The sequence below is a fragment of the Streptomyces ficellus genome, assembly GCF_030406405.1.
Classification (GTDB): Bacteria; Actinomycetota; Actinomycetes; order Streptomycetales; family Streptomycetaceae; genus Streptomyces; species Streptomyces ficellus_B.
On the sequence record NZ_JAUEPL010000016.1, the window covers coordinates 37,748 to 53,935 of the forward strand.

At 70.9% G+C, this 16,188-nt stretch carries 12 protein-coding genes; 7 read left to right on the top strand and 5 right to left on the bottom strand.

What is annotated here, in order from left to right:
- Positions 1-262 precede the first annotated feature (262 nt).
- The 3 genes from QWM81_RS13285 (at position 263) to QWM81_RS13295 (ending at position 5,607) form a co-directional block, all read left to right on the top strand.
- Positions 263-1,471, top strand: a complete 1,209-nt coding sequence (locus QWM81_RS13285) for an NAD(P)/FAD-dependent oxidoreductase (RefSeq protein ID WP_290112047.1) — start codon at positions 263-265, stop codon at positions 1,469-1,471.
- 92 nt (positions 1,472-1,563) lie between these two features.
- On the top strand, positions 1,564-2,460 hold the full coding sequence (locus QWM81_RS13290) for an RNA polymerase sigma-70 factor (RefSeq protein ID WP_290112048.1): 897 nt from the start codon (positions 1,564-1,566) through the stop codon (positions 2,458-2,460).
- A 261-nt stretch (positions 2,461-2,721) separates the two neighbouring features.
- On the top strand, positions 2,722-5,607 hold the full coding sequence (locus tag QWM81_RS13295; protein WP_290112049.1) for a beta-L-arabinofuranosidase domain-containing protein: 2,886 nt from the start codon (positions 2,722-2,724) through the stop codon (positions 5,605-5,607).
- Positions 5,608-5,625: 18 nt separating this feature from the next.
- On the opposite strand, the gene QWM81_RS13300 is transcribed toward QWM81_RS13295, so the two are convergent.
- The gene (locus tag QWM81_RS13300) at positions 5,626-6,312 is read right to left on the bottom strand and encodes a GDSL-type esterase/lipase family protein (protein WP_290112050.1); all 687 of its coding nucleotides are present in this window, start codon (positions 6,310-6,312) and stop codon (positions 5,626-5,628) included.
- A gap of 59 nt (positions 6,313-6,371) precedes the next feature.
- On the opposite strand from QWM81_RS13300, the gene QWM81_RS13305 reads away from it, so the two are divergent.
- On the top strand, positions 6,372-7,391 hold the full coding sequence (locus tag QWM81_RS13305; RefSeq protein ID WP_435372362.1) for an SdiA-regulated/phytase-like domain-containing protein: 1,020 nt from the start codon (positions 6,372-6,374) through the stop codon (positions 7,389-7,391).
- 412 nt (positions 7,392-7,803) lie between these two features.
- Here QWM81_RS13305 and QWM81_RS13310 read toward each other — a convergent pair whose 3' ends face one another.
- Positions 7,804-9,195 carry an NsdA family TPR-like regulatory protein gene (locus QWM81_RS13310; protein WP_290112052.1) on the bottom strand — a complete coding sequence of 464 codons (1,392 nt, stop codon included), beginning with the start codon at positions 9,193-9,195 and terminating at the stop codon, positions 7,804-7,806.
- Positions 9,196-9,529: 334 nt separating this feature from the next.
- On the opposite strand from QWM81_RS13310, the gene QWM81_RS13315 reads away from it, so the two are divergent.
- The 3 genes from QWM81_RS13315 to QWM81_RS13325 all read left to right on the top strand — a co-directional run bounded on the left by QWM81_RS13315 (position 9,530) and on the right by QWM81_RS13325 (position 13,155).
- Entirely contained in the window at positions 9,530-11,296 is a 1,767-nt protein-coding gene (locus QWM81_RS13315) for an asparagine synthetase B family protein (RefSeq protein ID WP_290112053.1), read from the top strand.
- A gap of 28 nt (positions 11,297-11,324) precedes the next feature.
- Entirely contained in the window at positions 11,325-11,762 is a 438-nt protein-coding gene (locus QWM81_RS13320) for an NUDIX hydrolase (protein WP_290112054.1), read from the top strand.
- Between the two features lie 73 nt (positions 11,763-11,835).
- On the top strand, positions 11,836-13,155 hold the full coding sequence (locus QWM81_RS13325; protein WP_290112055.1) for a UDP-glucose dehydrogenase family protein: 1,320 nt from the start codon (positions 11,836-11,838) through the stop codon (positions 13,153-13,155).
- A 203-nt stretch (positions 13,156-13,358) separates the two neighbouring features.
- On the opposite strand, the gene QWM81_RS13330 is transcribed toward QWM81_RS13325, so the two are convergent.
- The 3 genes from QWM81_RS13330 to QWM81_RS13340 all read right to left on the bottom strand — a co-directional run bounded on the left by QWM81_RS13330 (position 13,359) and on the right by QWM81_RS13340 (position 16,066).
- Positions 13,359-14,036: a DUF4360 domain-containing protein gene (locus QWM81_RS13330; RefSeq protein WP_290112056.1), complete on the bottom strand. Its 678-nt coding sequence runs from the start codon at positions 14,034-14,036 to the stop codon at positions 13,359-13,361.
- Between the two features lie 212 nt (positions 14,037-14,248).
- Positions 14,249-15,367, bottom strand: coding sequence for a phosphoserine transaminase (serC, locus tag QWM81_RS13335; RefSeq protein WP_290112057.1), 1,119 nt, complete (start codon positions 15,365-15,367; stop codon positions 14,249-14,251).
- A 108-nt stretch (positions 15,368-15,475) separates the two neighbouring features.
- Complete coding sequence (locus QWM81_RS13340; protein WP_290112058.1) at positions 15,476-16,066, bottom strand: GTP-binding protein; 591 nt, start codon at positions 16,064-16,066, stop codon at positions 15,476-15,478.
- Positions 16,067-16,188 lie beyond the last annotated feature (122 nt).

Here is a 16,188-nt window from a genome sequence, read left to right on the forward strand (position 1 = left end):
GGGGCGTGCGCAGGACGGCGAAGGCCCTCTTCGGCCTGCCACCCGCATCGGCCGGGGTCTCGGGCTGGTCGGGTGCCTGATCGCCGGCAGGTGATCAGGATCGTCCCCGCCGGCCCCGGTGACCTGCGACTTTCAGGATGAAACCCCTCAATGCGAGCACAGCTGCAGCCGAGCGCCAGTCAAGTGACCTCGCTCACACCCTGTCACAGCGACCGATGACGCGGTGACTTAAGGCCGAACCCCTGGAAACGGAGGAGGCACCATGACTGGGAACCCGCATGTGGTCGTCATCGGTGGCGGTTACGCGGGCGTGATGGCCGCGAACCGGCTGACGCTGCGCGACGACGTGACCGTGACGCTGATCAACCCGCGCCCCCACCTTGTCCACCGGGTCCGCCTGCACCAGCTGGTGGGCGGGTCCGACGACGCGGTCGTCGCCTATCAGGACGTCCTGGCCGAGCGTGTCCGGCTTGTGGTCGGCACCGTGACCCGGATCGACGTGGCCCAGCGCAGCGTGACGCTGGCGGCCAATGCCACGCTCGGCTACGACTACCTCATCTACGCCGTGGGTAGCGGCAGCGCCGAACCGAGCGTGCCCGGGGCGGCTGAGTTCGCCTACCCGATCGCCACCCTGGACGAGGCGCAACTGCTGCGTGCGGTGCTCGACGCCACGCCCGCGACGGCCGCTGTGACGGTGGTCGGCGCCGGTCCCACCGGCATCGAGACCGCCGCCGAGCTGGCGGAGCAGGGCCGCCGGGTGACCCTGGTCTGCGGCGGCGTTCTCGGCCCGTACCTGCATACCCGGGGTCGGCGCTCGGTTGCCAAGCGGCTGGCCAAGCTCGGTGTGACGGTCATCGACGGCGCAGGCACGAAGGTGACGGCGGTGGCCCGCGACGCCGTGCGGCTCGCCGACGGCCGTGAGCTGCCGAGCGAGGTCACCGTCTGGACCGTCGGCTTCGGCGTTCCTGACTTGGCCGCGCGCAGCGGGCTGAGCACCGACGCCATGGGCCGCCTGCTCACGGACGAGACGCTGACGAGCGTGGACGACGAGCGTGTCCTCGCGGCCGGGGACTCGGCGGCACCGTCCGGCGTGCCGCTGCGGATGAGCTGCCTGAACGCGACGCCGTTGGGCGCGCGGGCCGCCGACACGGTGCTCAGTCGGCTCGCGGGTGAGCAGCCGGAGAACCTCCACCAGTCGATGTACGCCCAGTGCATCAGCCTGGGCCGAAGGGCGGGCATCTACCAGTTCGCCAACAGGTCCGACGTCGCGGTGTGGCTGCACATCGACGACGGCCTGGGCGCCAGGATCAAGGAATTGGTCTGCAAGGGCATCCCCAAGCACCTGGCCGGAGAAGCGCGCAAGCCCGGTTCGTTCAGCCTGCACCGCATGCCGGGAGGTGTCGCCAAGCGCCGGCGGCTGCTGCGCGCCCACCGCGCCGAGGCACCGGCCGCCGCCGACCGGGCAGCCTGACCGGCGCCTGCTGGGAGGATCTTGCTGTGGACGCACGCGAACGCGGTCGGCGGCCAGGGCCCACCGCGCAGGACAGGGAGAAGGAACGAGAGTTGAGCGACGACGCCACCGAACCGGCCACCGAGGCGTTCCTCGCCCACCGCAACCTGCTCTTCACCGTCGCCTACGAGGTACTCGGATCGGCGGCCGACGCCGAAGACGTCCTCCAGGAGACCTGGCTGCAATGGGTCAAGGCCGACCAGGGGCAGGTGCGCGACCAGCGCGCCTTCCTGGTCCGGATCACCACCCGCCAGGCGCTCAACCGGCTGCGCACCATCAAGCGCCACCGGGAGGCATACGTCGGCCCCTGGCTGCCGGAACCGCTACTCACCGCGCCGGACGTGGCCGAGGACGTGGAGCTCGCCGAAAGCGTGTCGATGGCGCTGATGCTCGTTCTCGAGACGCTGTCACCGACCGAGCGAGCCGTCTTCGTGCTGCGCGAGGTCTTCGACATCGGTTACGACGAGATCGCGGCGGCCGTCGACAAGAGCCCCGCTGCCGTCCGCCAGATCGCCCACCGCGCCCGCCGGCACGTCGATGCCCGGCGCCCCCGCCGGGTGGTCTCCTCGAACGAGGGCCGAGCGGTCCTGGAGTCGTTCCGGCGCGCCGTCGAAACCGGCGACCCGCAGGCCCTCCTTGACGTGCTCGCCCCCGAGGTCGTCCTGATCGGCGACGGCGGCGGCATCAAACACGCCGCGCGACGGCCGGTCATCGGCGCCGAGCGGGTGGCCCGTATGTTCGCCGGTGGCATGCGCAGGTTCGAGGGCAGGTTCACCACCGAACCGACCGTGGTCAACGGCAACCCGGCACTCCTCGTCCGCCTGGACGGCGAGATCGACGGCGTCATGGCGATCAGTGTCGAGGACGCCCGCATCACCGGCCTCTACTACGTCCGCAACCCCGAGAAACTGTCCCACGTCACATCCGCGACCCCGCTCACCCTGCACTGAACACCACCAGTCCCCGACGCGCGGAGGTCAACTCCTCCACTGACTGGGGACAAGGATCCCCGAGCCAGGGTCAGGCCAGGTCGCCTACGGAGAACTCCGCCTCGCCTGCAGCGACTTGGAGGCCCCAAGGGCGTCTCCTGGCGGGAACGTCTGGGTGATCTCGTCGTAGCCATTGACGCGCCTCCACCGGCCTTCTAGGTTCTGGTCGGTTCATCGAACTGCGTCCGGTATCTCGAACATCGGTCCAGGAAAGAGGCACTTATGGCGTCACCCCTCGCCCGACGAGCCGTTCTCCGTGCCGCCGCCCTGGCCGCTGCGGCGCCCGCGCTGTCCGCACTGCCCACCGGACGCGCGGCGGCCGTGGCCGGAGCCGCCCACCCCGGGGCGGGCACGCTCGCGGCGGGCGGCCTCGCGGCGCCCTCCGCCTGGTCCGTGCGCCCGTTCGCGCTGAAGGACGTGGCCCTGCGCGAGGGCGTCTTCGCGGCCAAGCGGCGCCTGATGCTCGGCCACGCGCGGGGCTACGACGTGAACCGGCTGCTCCAGGTGTTCCGCGCCAACGCCGGGCTGTCCACCGGCGGCGCGGTCGCCCCCGGCGGCTGGGAGGGGCTGGACGGCGAGGCCAACGGCAACCTCCGCGGCCACTACACCGGCCACTTCCTCACCATGCTGTCCCAGGCGTACGGCAGCACGGGCGACAAGGCGTACGCCGACAAGATCCGCCACATGGTCGGCGCGCTGGTCGAGGTGCGCGAGGCGCTGCGGCGCGATCCGGCCGTGCTCAGCGTGCCGGGCAGGTTCGGCACCGCCGCCGAGAACGTACGGGGGTCCTACCAGTACGTCGACCTGCCGGACACCGTCCTCGGCGGCTCCGCGTCCCTCACCCTGTCCGCCTGGGTGAAGCCCACGCACGACGCCAACTGGACCCGCGTCCTGGACTGCGGGGACGGCACCACCTCCCGCTACCTCTACCTCGCCGCCCGCAACGCCGGCGGCGTCCCGCGCTTCGCCATCACCACCAGCGGGGGCGGCGGCGAGCAGGGCATCAACGGGACGCGGCCACTGCCGCTGAACCAGTGGAGCCATCTGGCCGTCACGATCGGCGGGACGACCGGCACGCTGTACGTCAACGGTGTCGCCGTCGCGAAGAACACCGCCATGACCCTCAACCCGGCCGCCCTCGGCACCCTGAAGAACCACTGGCTCGGCCGGTCCACCTACGCCGCCGACCCCGTCTTCGCCGGAGCCTTCGACGAGGTCAACATCTGGTCGCGGGCGCTGAGCGCCACGGAGGTCGCGGAGCTGCGGGACAAGCCCGCCGCCGGGTCGGCCGCGGGCGCCGGCGACCTGGCCTCGTACACCTTCGAGGAGACGACCGGCGGCACCTTCGCCGACCGCTCCGGCCGCGGACGGCACGCCACCCTGCGCCGCACGTGGGGCGGGTCCAGCCATCCGGGGTTCCTCGCCGCGTACCCCGAAACGCAGTTCATCACCCTGGAGTCGATGACCAGCGGCGACTACACGGTGGTGTGGGCGCCGTACTACACCGCCCACAAGATCCTGCGCGGGCTGCTGGACGCGTACCTCAACACCGGTGACGCGCGGGCGCTCGACCTCGCCTCCGGGATGTGCGACTGGATGTACTCGCGGCTGTCCAAGCTGCCCGAGAGCACCCTCCAGCGCATGTGGGGGATCTTCTCCAGCGGCGAGTTCGGCGGCATGGTGGAGGCGATATGCGACCTGCACGCCGTCACCGGCAGGGCCGAACACCTCGCCCTCGCCCGGCTGTTCGACCTCGACAAGCTCATCGACGCGTGCGCCGCGGGCCACGACATCCTCGACGGGCTGCACGCCAACCAGCACATCCCGATCTTCACCGGCCTGGTCCGGCTGTACGACGAGACGGGCGAGGAGCGGTACCTGAAGGCGGCGAAGAACTTCTGGGGCATGGTCGTACCGGCCCGGATGTACGGCATCGGCGGCACCAGCGACCGGGAGTTCTGGAAGGCGCGCGGCGTCATCGCCGGGGCGCTCAGCGACGTCACGGCCGAGACCTGCTGCGCGTACAACATGCTGAAGCTGAGCCGGATGCTGTTCTTCCACGAGCAGGACCCGGCGTACATGGACTACTACGAGCGGGCGCTCTACAACCAGGTACTCGGCTCCAAGCAGGACAAGCCGGACGCCGAGAAGCCGCTCGTCACCTACTTCACCGGGCTGGTGCCGGGGCATGTGCGCGACTACACGCCCAAGCAGGGGACGACGTGCTGCGAGGGCACGGGCATGGAGAGCGCCACCAAGTACCAGGACTCCGTGTACTTCACGAGGGCCGACGACAGCGCGCTGTACGTCAACCTCTACAGCCCGTCCACGCTGACATGGGAGGAGAAGGGCGTCACGGTCACGCAGGAGACGGCGTATCCGGCCGAACAGCGGTCACGGATCACCGTCCGGGGCCGGACCGCCCGCTTCGACCTGCTGCTGCGCGTGCCGTCCTGGGCGCGGGACGGGGACGGGGACGGAGACGGGGGCGGGGGCGGGGGCGGGTTCGAGGTGAGGGTGAACGGGGCCCGCGTCACCGGGGCCGCTGAGCCCGGCAGCTACGTCACGGTCTCCCGGACCTGGCGCGACGGGGACACCGTCGCCGTCACCATGCCCTTCAGGATGCGCGTCGAAAAGGCCTTGGACGACCCGTCGGTGCAGACCCTGTTCTACGGGCCCGTCAACCTCGTCGCCCGCGACCCCCGCCAGACCTTCCTGCCGGTCGGGCTCTACCGCAACGCCGCGCTCTCCGGCGACCTGCTGCCCACGTTCACGCCCGTCGCGGGCGAGCCGCTCCACTTCACCCTGGACGGCATCGAGTTCGCGCCCTTCGCCGAAGGCACCGAGGACCCGACGCACGCCTACTTCCGGCGCTCCGAGCCGCGGGTGGCTTTCGGCGGCACCGACTCCGGCGTCGCCAACCCGGCCAGGGCGGACGGCACCACCCTGCTCGACGAGATCTGGGCCGCCGCCCCCTTCCGGAACGCGCGGGCGCTGGTCAAGCGGGTGCAGGGCGTGGTGGACGCGTGGGTGGCCGCCGGGCTGCTGGGCGCCGAGGACGGGCGGCGGGTGGTGAGCACGGCGAGGGCGGCGTCGTACGTGCCGTAGGTGGCGTGTCGTCCGCCCTCACGGGGTGGGGGTGTAGGGCGCGCCCAGGTCCCAGGCCTGGTGCATGGCCGTGGCGAAGGCCGCCGCGAGTTTGTGCTCGCCCGGCTCGCTGGGGTGGGTGCCGTCGTAGGTGTCGGTGTGGAGGTCGTACGCCTCGGGCGGCGAGGCCAGGAGGAGAGGCGAGGCGGGCTGGTCGAGGTCGGCGACCGTTTTGGCGAGGAGCTCGTTGAAGCGGGCGCAGTCGGCGGCGAACGACGGCTCGTTCTCGGCGCGGATGTTGGGGATCACGGGGAGGACCACCGCGCGGAGGTGCGGGTTGGCGGCGCGGGCCTGGTCGAAAAAGGAACGTACGTTCTCCGAGGTCTGGTCGGCGTCCGTGTAGAAGCCCAGGTCGATCAGGCCGAGCGAGACCAGGAGCACATCCGCCTTGGTCGCGGCGACCGTCTCCCGGATGAGCGGCGCCATGTGCAGCCAGCCCTCGCCCCACCCCGCCAGGTGTTTGCGCGCCTTGGCGGGGAAGTCCGGGTCGGCGTAGGCGTGCGAGACGGCGGCGTCGGCGGTCGGGTCGTACAGCTCGGTGCGTGGGCCGACGATCCGGTACGGGCCGCCGAAGGAGGCGTTGAGGTGCTGCCACATCCGGTAGCGCCAGGTGTAGTCGCCGGCGCGTCCGATGGTTTGGCTGTCGCCGACGAACATGAAACGCATGGGGGCCATCATCCCCGACCGGGGCGTGGGCGGGCGATGTGACCATGGACACTGGGTGCATGGTTTCGCTGGCTTGGTTGGCTTGGTTGGCTTCGTTGCGCAGGACGGTCGGTCCGGTCGCGGCCTCGGTCGCGGTGGTGGTCGCCACCGCGAGTCCGGCAGCGGCGGACGATGACGGGTTCACCGTCGAGGACCCGCGCATCACCGAGTCCAGCGGCTTGGCCGCCAGCCGCGCCCACCCCGGCGTCTACTGGACGCACAACGACCAGGACGAGCCACGGGTGTTCGCCGTGGACGCCAGAACCGGCGAGACCGTCGCCACCGTCACCCTGCGCGGGGTCGGCAAGCCCCGTGACATGGAGGCGATCTCGGTCGGGCCGGACGGTGACGTGTACGTCGGGGACATCGGGGACAACCTGAACGGGTCCTGGGACCACGTCTGGATCTACCGTTTCCCCGAGCCGGGGCGGCTGCGCGACCAGAGCGTGAACGCCACGCAGTACACGGTGACGTACGCGGACGGGCCCCGTAACGCCGAGGCGATGATGGTGCACCCGAAGACCGGGCGGGTCTACATCGCCTCCAAGCACGAGGACGGCGGCGGCCTCTACGAGGGGCCGCAGCGGCTGACCGCGCACGGGGCGAACGTCTTCCGGCGGATCGGCGAGGTGCCGTGGGTGACGGACGGGGCGTTCTCCCCGGACGGTACGGAACTGGTGCTGCGGAGCTACTTCAGCGCGCGGGCGTACGCCTGGAAGGGCGGCCGGCTCGGGGTCGACAAGAGGGTGAGCGCGCCGATCCAGGGCCAGGCGGAGTCGGTGACGTACACGGCGGACGGGTCGGCGCTGATGTTCGGCACGGAGGGGGAGCGGGGCCGGGTCGTGCGGGTGGAGGTCGACAAGCGTCCGCCGCCCGAGGCGGGCGGTACGCCGGGCAGCACGGGTGGCTCACCGCCCCCGGGCGCCGGCGCCGCCGAGACCGGCGGGGGCGGCGGCGGGAACGTCACGCTGGGCGCCCTGGTGCTGGCCGGCGCCGCCGCTCTCGTACTCAGCCTGAAGAGGCTCCGCCGCCGCGGCTGACACCCCTCACCCGGCGCGTCACCCGGCCGCTGGGCGGTACGGACGGTGGGTCACCGCTGCCGGGTCGGGTCGTAGAGGTCGACGAGTCGGGCTCGGTGCTGGTAGTCACGGCGGGCGAGCCGCACGTCCCTTCAGGACGGTCCAGTAGTCCGCCGCGAACAGCTTGGCCAGAGTGCTCAGCGGGTGGGTAGTCCGGCTGGTGGATCACGCACAGCCCGCGGGAGCGGGCAGGTCACGCCCGTTCGGGAGGATCGTCTGGCTCTGCTTCAAGGCCACCGGAGGGACGACAGCATGAGCGTCATCCCCACCCCGCGCGGCCCGGAGCTCGACCGCTGTCTGCAGACCGTCGGCGACCACCTGCTGCCGCACTTCACCGTTGGTACGTCCCCCTCCTCGAAGAGGGGGACGGCCGTCAGGCGGCGATGCCGAGTTCGGTGCGGGTGCGGTGGATGAACTCGCGGACGGCCGGCTCCCGGCGCCAGGGGGCGAGGGCGGTGTTGAATTCGCGGACGTAGTCCTTGGCCCGGGAGGACTGGACGCGGGCGAGGATGTCCACGGACCGGTTGCCGAGCTCCAGGCCGTGGTCGAGGTCGCGGGCCTGGAGGTGGGCGGTCCCCACGATCGCCAGCCGCATCCCGACCGAGCGGGTGAACACCCCGGACGGCATGGCGGCGGCTTGCCGGTTCCAGGCCAGGGCCGCCTTGGGGTTCTTCAGGTCGCGGAAGACCTCAGCGGCGTCCGCGGAGAGGCGGGCATAGTGGTAGAAGTCGATCCAGGCGGGCTCCGAGCCACCGGAAGCCTCTGCCTGGCCCAGGAGGTCCTCAGAAGCCTTCAGGGCCCGGGAGGCGGCCTTGGCGTCCCTGTCGCGGGCATGGGCACGGGCCTCGATCAGCTTAGTGAAGGCCAGCACCCGGGGGGCGGCCTGGGCCTTGGCCCGCTCGAAGGCGCCCTGGGCCATGTCGACGGCCTCGGAGGCGAAGCCCCGCAGCAGCGACTGCATCGCCATCGTGGTCAGGACGTAGCAGCCCAGCTCGACGTCCCCGCCCGCGCGGGCCAGGCGGAGGGCCTGGATGAAGTGCCGCTGGGCGACGTCGTGCTGGCCGACGTCGAATGCCGTCCAGCCGGCCAGGCGGGACAGCTCGCTGGTGACGGAGAACAGGTCCCGACCGACCGCGTCGGTGAAGGAGCCCCGCAGCAGTGGGGCGGCCCGGTCCTGGAGGCAGACGGTGACGGAGTTGGCCTTCCAGTTGCCGCCGCCGTATTTGGAGTCCCAGCGGCGGGCCTCGTCGGCCGCGTCCCGGAGTTCTTCCAGGTCGGCCCGGCCGACCTGCTTGCCGCCGGCCATGTCGGCGGCCTCGTCGGCGGGGGTGACCAGCCAGCGGGTCACGGGGGTGGTGAACGCGGACACGGCGAAGCCGGACCCGGTCAGGAAGTCGCGGCGGTTCACGAAACTCCAGAGCGAAGTGGCCACTCGGACCGCATCGCCGCGGTCCCGCGGGAAATGCAACCCCACATCCGCGTCCGGTGTCTCCGCATCGCCCATTCCGATTTCGCCAAGTGACACCGGACGGCCGAGCCGTTCGGCGATCGCCTGCGCGAGGAGTGTCGGCACCGGCCATTTAGGGATCATGCCCCGCTGGCACCAGTTCGCGATGGAGGTATGCGAGTAGTCGGTCTCCAGGCCGGCCTGCTGGGCGAGCTGGTTGACCCGCAGGGCCAGGGACTTGTGGCTCGCGCCGCAGGTCTCGATGAGCCGGGCCAGGTCCGCGTTCGGCGGACGCTTCCGACGGCTGGTCGACGCCACCTTCAGACCCCTCTTTCACCAGGTCAGCAAGGTGAAGTCGCTGACGAGGAAACGCCATGGGGCCGGTCTGCTTCGACTGGCATTTCCGGTCGTGCGCATTCCGGCTGGGCACGGAAAGGCGTATGCCCTTCCCGCGTCTTGAGGCACTGAGGGTATTGCCCTGCGGACCATGGGCGAACCGGGTTCGCGAGTTGTGAGCCCCTGTGTGAGCCCTCCCCGGCATCCGGGCCCGGCGGGTGTGATGTGGGCACAGGCTGCCGCCGGGACGCCAGGAAGGGGCTCCCGGCGGCGGCCGTCGCCAGGCACCACGACTTCACGCTCGGGGGTGAACCAGATGTGCGGAATCGCAGGACTGGCCGGAGGCGACGCCGTCCGGCACGAGAAGACCGTCGCCGCGATGGGCGACTCGCAGCACTACCGCGGCCCGGACGGCACCCTGCACGCCGCCAGCCAGGACGGGCGGGCAGTGCTGGCCATGAACACCCTGCTGATCGTCGACCCGCAGGCCATGCCCGGCCCCTACCTCGACCGGGCCACCGGCGTCCTGCTGGCCTTCAACGGGGAGATCTACAACTGGCAGCAGCAGGCCACCGCCTGGGGCATCGAGATCGCCGAGCGGGAGTCGGACGCCCACTTCCTGCTGCGGGCCTGGGCCAAGATCGGCCCGTCCTGCCTGGACGGGCTGGACGGCATGTTCGCCCTCGCCGTCTATGACCCCCGCACCGCGAAGCTGTTCCTGGCCCGCGACCGGCTGGGGGAAAAGCCGCTCTACTGGCGGCTGGACGGCGGCCGGCTCGCGTTCGCCTCCGAGGTCACCACGCTGACCGGCTACGGCCCGGCCCCGCTGGTCTTACGACCGGAAGTCACCGCGATCGAGACGCCCGTCGGGGTCGACACCCCGTTCCAGGGCATCCAGCTGCTGGCCCCGGCCACCCTGCTGACGTTCGACGTCACCACAGGCTCCATCGACCAGATGACCTGGTGGCACCTTGAGGACCGGGCCCCATACGCCAGCACCTACACCGAGGCCCTGGCAAAGTTCTCCACAGTCCTGGCCGAGCAGATCCCGCTCAGGTCCCCGGCCTGCGACTTCGCCCTCCTCCTCTCCGGCGGGCTGGACTCGGCGGTGCTGGCCTACCTGATGCGGCCGCCGGTATGCGTCACCGTCCGCTACCCGGGCCAGGACCGCCTCGATGAGTCCTCCACCGCCGCGATCATCGCCCGAGACATCAAGGCCGAGCTGGTGGTGGTCGAGCCGGACCACGTCGACTTCACGCATGCCCTGCCGCACATGATGCGGGCCCTGGACTACCCCATGGGCAACGCATCCACGTTTTCCGAGCACATGGCCTACCGGAAGGTCTCCGACCTGGGGCTTCGCGTCGTGATCGGAGGGCTGGGGCCGGACGAGTTCCTCATGGGCTACGTTCGCCAGGCCCTGGTCCTCTTCGGCCCCGACGCCGTCCTGAACGCCGGGATGGAGGCATACCGGCCGCTGGCCGTCAAGCTCCTGCACACCGCCGGTGAGCCGCTCGACCCGGCGGAGGCAGCCGCCCGGCTGATCCTGCGCGGGCCGGATCCGGACGGGCGGGTGAGGGACCTGGTCGCCGACGCGATGGCCCGCGCGGGCGGGGACCTGGCCCGCGGCCTGACCCTGGCCGACCTGGCGACGGCATGGCGGCCCCTGGTGATGACCAGCGACAAGCTCGCCTCCGCCTACGCGCTCGAACGCCGGTCCCCCTACCTAGCCCGCGACTTGGTCGAGCTGTCCTACCGGCTGCCCCTCGACTACAAGATCACCGACCCGGCACAGGGCAAGCGGATCCTGCGGGACGCCGCCAGGGCCCTCGGCCTGCCCCGCGAGGTCTGGGCCAGCCGGGACAAGCTCGGCTTCGCCTCCCCGGTCCCCGCCTGGCTCAACGGCGACCTCGCCGAGTGGGCCGATGCCCAGATCAACACCGCCCTGACCGACGCTCCGCCGCCTTTCCACCCCCTCCTCAAGGGGGGTTTGGCCCGCGGGGGCCGGTTCGACCGCACCCGCATGCAGGCCCTGATGGCAGCCGCCTGGTTTTCTGACCGGACCGTCCGGGCTGCCGCATGATCCCCAACCGGCCCACTAGCGTGTCGGAATGCACTCCGACACCACCGCAAGCCCGGAGCCGGGCGCCGCCCGCGGAGCCGTCGCGATCATCACCAACCGCCGCGGCGACATCCTCCTCCACCTGCGCGACGACCTGCCGCACATCGCCTGGCCCGCCCACTGGAGCCTCCTGGGCGGCGGCTGCGACCCCGGCGAGGACCCGGCCACCGCGGTCGTCCGCGAGCTCAACGAAGAAGCCGGCCTCACCGCCTCGAAGCTGACCGAGCTGTTCGAGATCACCGACCACCGCGGCTCCGGGCAGATCATCACCTTCTTCTCCGCCAACTGGGACGGCGACGAGACCAGCCTCCCGCTCAGCGAGGGCGTCAAGCTCCAGTTCTTCGCCCCCGAGCACATCGACATTCTCACGATCCCGCCGTTCATCCGGCACGGGATCCGCCGCTATCTGGCCGCCCGGCCCTCCTGATCACCCCGCCCTTACCGCGCGGGGCAAGGGTGGGGCCACCGACGGCGGCCCCACCCGAAGGGACACCCCGCTCATGAAGATGACCGTGATCGGATGCGGCTACCTCGGCGCCACCCACGCCGCCTGCATGGCCGAGCTCGGCCACGAGGTGCTGGGCATGGACTCCGACGTCGACAAGGTCCACACCTTGAACACCGGCAAGGCTCCGTTCTTCGAGCGGGACCTGGACGACCTCCTCGCCAAGCACACCGAGTCGGGCCGGCTGAAGTTCACCGCCTCCTACCAGGAGGCCGCCAACTTCGCCGACCTGCACTTCATCGGCGTCGGCACCCCGCAGCAGCCCGACAGCGACGCGTACGACCTCACCCACCTCTTCGACGCCGTCACCAAGTTGGCCCCCGGCCTGACCCGGCCGGCCGTCGTCGCGGTCAAGTCGACCGTCCCCGTCGGCACCGCACCCCGCGTCGCCGAGCTCCTGCGCGAACACGCCCCTGCCGGGGGCCTCATCGAGGTCGCCTGGAACCCGGAGTTCCTGCGCGAGTCGTTCGCCGTCGAGGACACCCTCCGCCCGGACCGGCTCGTCCTCGGCTTCACCACCCAGCACTCCTGGGCCGAGGCCCTGCTGCGGCAGGCGTTCGGCAAGATCATCGAGTCGGGGACGCCGACGATCGTCACGGACTGGGCCACCGCCGAGCTCGCCAAGGGCGCCGCGAACTCCTTCCTCGCCACCAAGATTTCCTTCATCAACGCGATGGCCGAAGTCTGCGAGAAGGCCGGCGCCAACGTCGCCGAACTCGCCGACATCCTCGGCCACGACATCCGCATCGGTCGCCGTGGCATGCGGCCCGGCCTGGGCTTCGGCGGCGGCTGCCTGCCCAAGGACGTCCGCGGCTTCATCACCCGCGCAGACGAACTCGGGGCCGGCGAGGCGGCCGGGATCCTTCGGGAAGCCGACGCCGTCAACACCCGCCGCCGCCGGCGCATCGTCGACCTCGCCCGCGAGGAACTCGGCACCGACCTGCGAGGCAAGCGGATCACCGTCTGGGGCGCCGCCTTCAAGCCCGGGACTGATGACATCCGCGACTCGCCCGCCCTCGCTGTCGCACAAGCCCTCCACGACCTCGGCGCCAGCGTCACCATCACTGACCCCAAGGCCCTCGACAACGCCCGCAAGCTCCACCCCGAGCTCGACTACGTCGAGGACCCGATGGCCGCCGTCGAGGACGCCGACCTGCTGCTGCACTTGACCGAGTGGCCGCAGTTCTCCCACATCGACCCAGAGCGACTCGCCGCCCGCACCCACAGCCCCAAGGTCATCGACGCCCGCGGAACCCTCAACACCGACCAGTGGCGCGACGCCGGCTGGATCACCCGGGCCCTGGGACGCGTCTGACCAGCGGAGCGTGTCCGACGATGCTCCTTCGCACGCCGCGAAGGAGATCGTCGTATTCCACGGTGTCAGTGGCGACCGTCACACTGGTCTCATGAGCTCTCTACCGAAGTGTGCAAACGCGGATCACTGCGTGATCACCTGAACTCACTGCCAGGGGGGTGGGCCCTCGGAGGGGGCGCGGGCCCACCCGGTCGGCGGGGCGCCTACTTGGGGCATTCCTTCCAGGCCAGGCGGTAGATGGTCTTGATGTCGCCGTCCGTCGAATCCATGGCGATGAAGCTGTTGGTCTTGGCCGGGTCCGAGGTGCCCGCGCTGACGCGGAGCTCGGTGTTGATGTTGAAGTTCCGCTTCACGCCGCAGGGGGCCCAGACCAGCTGGCCCCAGTCGGTCTCGTCGGTCGCCTGCCAGTTGTTGTCGTACGGGCCGCGGAAGGGGTGGCTTCGGGACGCCGTGTCGGGGGAGCCCTGGAAGTAGTACGACGCCTTCTGGACCGCGCTCGCGCCGGGCTGGAGGTGGGCGTAGCCGCGGTAGTCCGCGCTGGCGACGGCGTAGGTGAAGCCGTGGGGGACGTGCACGATCAGGTTGAGCTGGCAGTTCTTGCGGAAGTCCGTGGGCTGCGCGCCCACGCCCACCTGGGCGAGGTAGTCGCTGTAGGTGACGGTGAAGGCCGTGTTGTCCGGTGAGACGGCGACGGCGGTCGTCCCTTGCGGGCAACCCGAGCCGTTGACCGTCGCGATCTCGATGACGATCTTGTCGGGCGGGGCCACGATGCCGCGCGGGGCGGCTGGGGCGGCCGAGGCGCCGCCCGGTGCGAGGAGGGTCGTGGCGAGGACCGCCGCGGCCGCGCCGCAGACGGGTAAGGATCTGGAGATCGCGGACATAGTGATCCAATCGGTTGCCGGCCGACGTGGGGGGTCAACCATGAGAGTCGTGAGCATGACAACTAGCCGGTGGTTCACCGGGCTGCTCACGGAGTGCTTCGGATGGTAGGGAAGGGGACCGGGGGCCGATAGAGCGGTTATCGGCCGCATACGAAAAGGGCCCGGTCCGACGGTCAACCGCCGGGCCGGGCCCCTTTCCGTACGCGTACCGCTTACAGCTTCTCGATCACGTAGTCCACGCACGCCGCCAGCGCCTCGACGTCCGCCGGGTCGATCGCCGGGAACATCGCGATCCGCAGCTGGTTGCGGCCCAGCTTGCGGTACGGCTCGGTGTCCACGATGCCGTTGGCGCGCAGCACCTTGGCGACGGCCGCCGCGTCGATCTCGTCCGAGAAGTCGATCGTGCCGATGACCTGCGAACGCTTCGCGGGGTCCGCGACGAACGGCGTGGCGTACTTGGACTCCTCGGCCCAGCCGTACAGCGTGCGCGCGGAGGCGGCGGTGCGGCCCACCGACCAGTCCAGGCCGCCCTGGCCGTTGATCCACTTCAGCTGCTCGTTGAGCAGGAAGAGGGTGGCGAGGGCCGGGGTGTTGTACGTCTGGTTCTTCAGCGAGTTGTCGATCGCCGTGGGGAGGGAGAAGAACTCCGGGACGTGGCGGCCCGAGGCGTGGATGCGCTGGGCGCGGTCCAGCGCGGCGGGCGAGAAGACGCCGATCCACAGGCCGCCGTCCGAGGCGAACGACTTCTGCGGCGCGAAGTAGTAGACGTCCGACTCGGTGATGTCGACCGGCAGGCCGCCCGCGCCGGAGGTCGCGTCGACGAGGACCAGGGCGCCCTCGTCGGCGCCCGCGACGCGCTTGACCGGGGCGGCGACACCGGTGGAGGTCTCGTTGTGCGTGAGCGCGTACACATCGACGCCCGCCTCGGCCGCCGGCTCCGGGTGGGTGCCCGGGTCGGAGGAGATCACGGTCGGCTCGGCCAGCCACGGGGCCAGCTTCGAGGCCTTCGCGAACTTGGAGGAGAACTCGCCGAAGGAGAGGTGCTGCGACTTGTTCTCGATCAGTCCGTGGGTCGCGATGTCCCAGAAGGCGGTCGAGCCGCCGTTGCCCAGGATGACCTCGTAGCCCTCGGGGAGGGAGAACAGGTCGCGTACGCCCGCGCGGACCTCGCCGACCAGGTTCTTGACCGGGGCCTGGCGGTGGGACGTACCGAGGAGGGAAGTGCCGGTGGCGGCCAGGGCGTCCAGCGCCTCCGTACGCACCTTGGAGGGGCCCGCGCCGAAACGGCCGTCGGCGGGCTTGATGTCAGCGGGAATCCGGATCTCAGCCACGATTCGGAGCCTAGCCCGTCACGGACGCGGCCGAGGACCGTGTCCGTCCGGTGAGACGTGGAAATGAGACCGGTGGGACGCGGGGGTGTGCGCCGGGGTCCGCGGGCGCTACGGGCTCTGCCGGCGCGGGGCGCGGAGGTGGCCGAGGAGGTTGATCAGGACGTACTTGCTGGAGGAGTGGTCGCGGGCGTCGCACTCCACCAGCGGTACGTGAGCGGCGAGGCCGAGCGCCTCGCGGATCTCCTGCTCGGTGTGGGCCGGGCCGCCGAAGTCGTTGCACGCGACGATGAACGGCGTGCCGTGGCGCTCCAGCCGGTCGATGGCGTACCTCGCGTACCAGGAGTCGGCCAGGTGGCGCGTGTCCACGAGGACGACCGCGCCGAGGGCGCCGGAGAAGAGCCGGTCCCACAGGAACCGGAAGCGTTCCTCGCCGGGGGCGCCGAAGAGGTACAGGACGTTGCGCGGGTCGAGCGTGATGCGGCCGAAGTCGAAGGCGACCGTGGTGGAGGTCTTGGTGTGCGCCGGGGCGGTGTGCGCCTGGGCGGTGCCGGGGGCCTCGCCCGCGCGGGTGATCCGCTCTTCGGTGTAGAGGGGCCGGATCTCGCTGACGGACCGGACGAGGGTGCTCTTGCCGACCCCGAAGCCGCCGACGATCACGATCTTCAGACCGTCGCCGGCGGGGCTGGTGAGGGGGCGCAAATCGTCAGTCCTCAGGGCTTGGGGGCATGGGGAGCTGGAGCCGTCAATGCGCGGGCAATTGCGGGTCACTATAGGAGAGTTGGCGATCAATTGGGGAAGTCTTCGTGGGCTTTCTCGCAGAG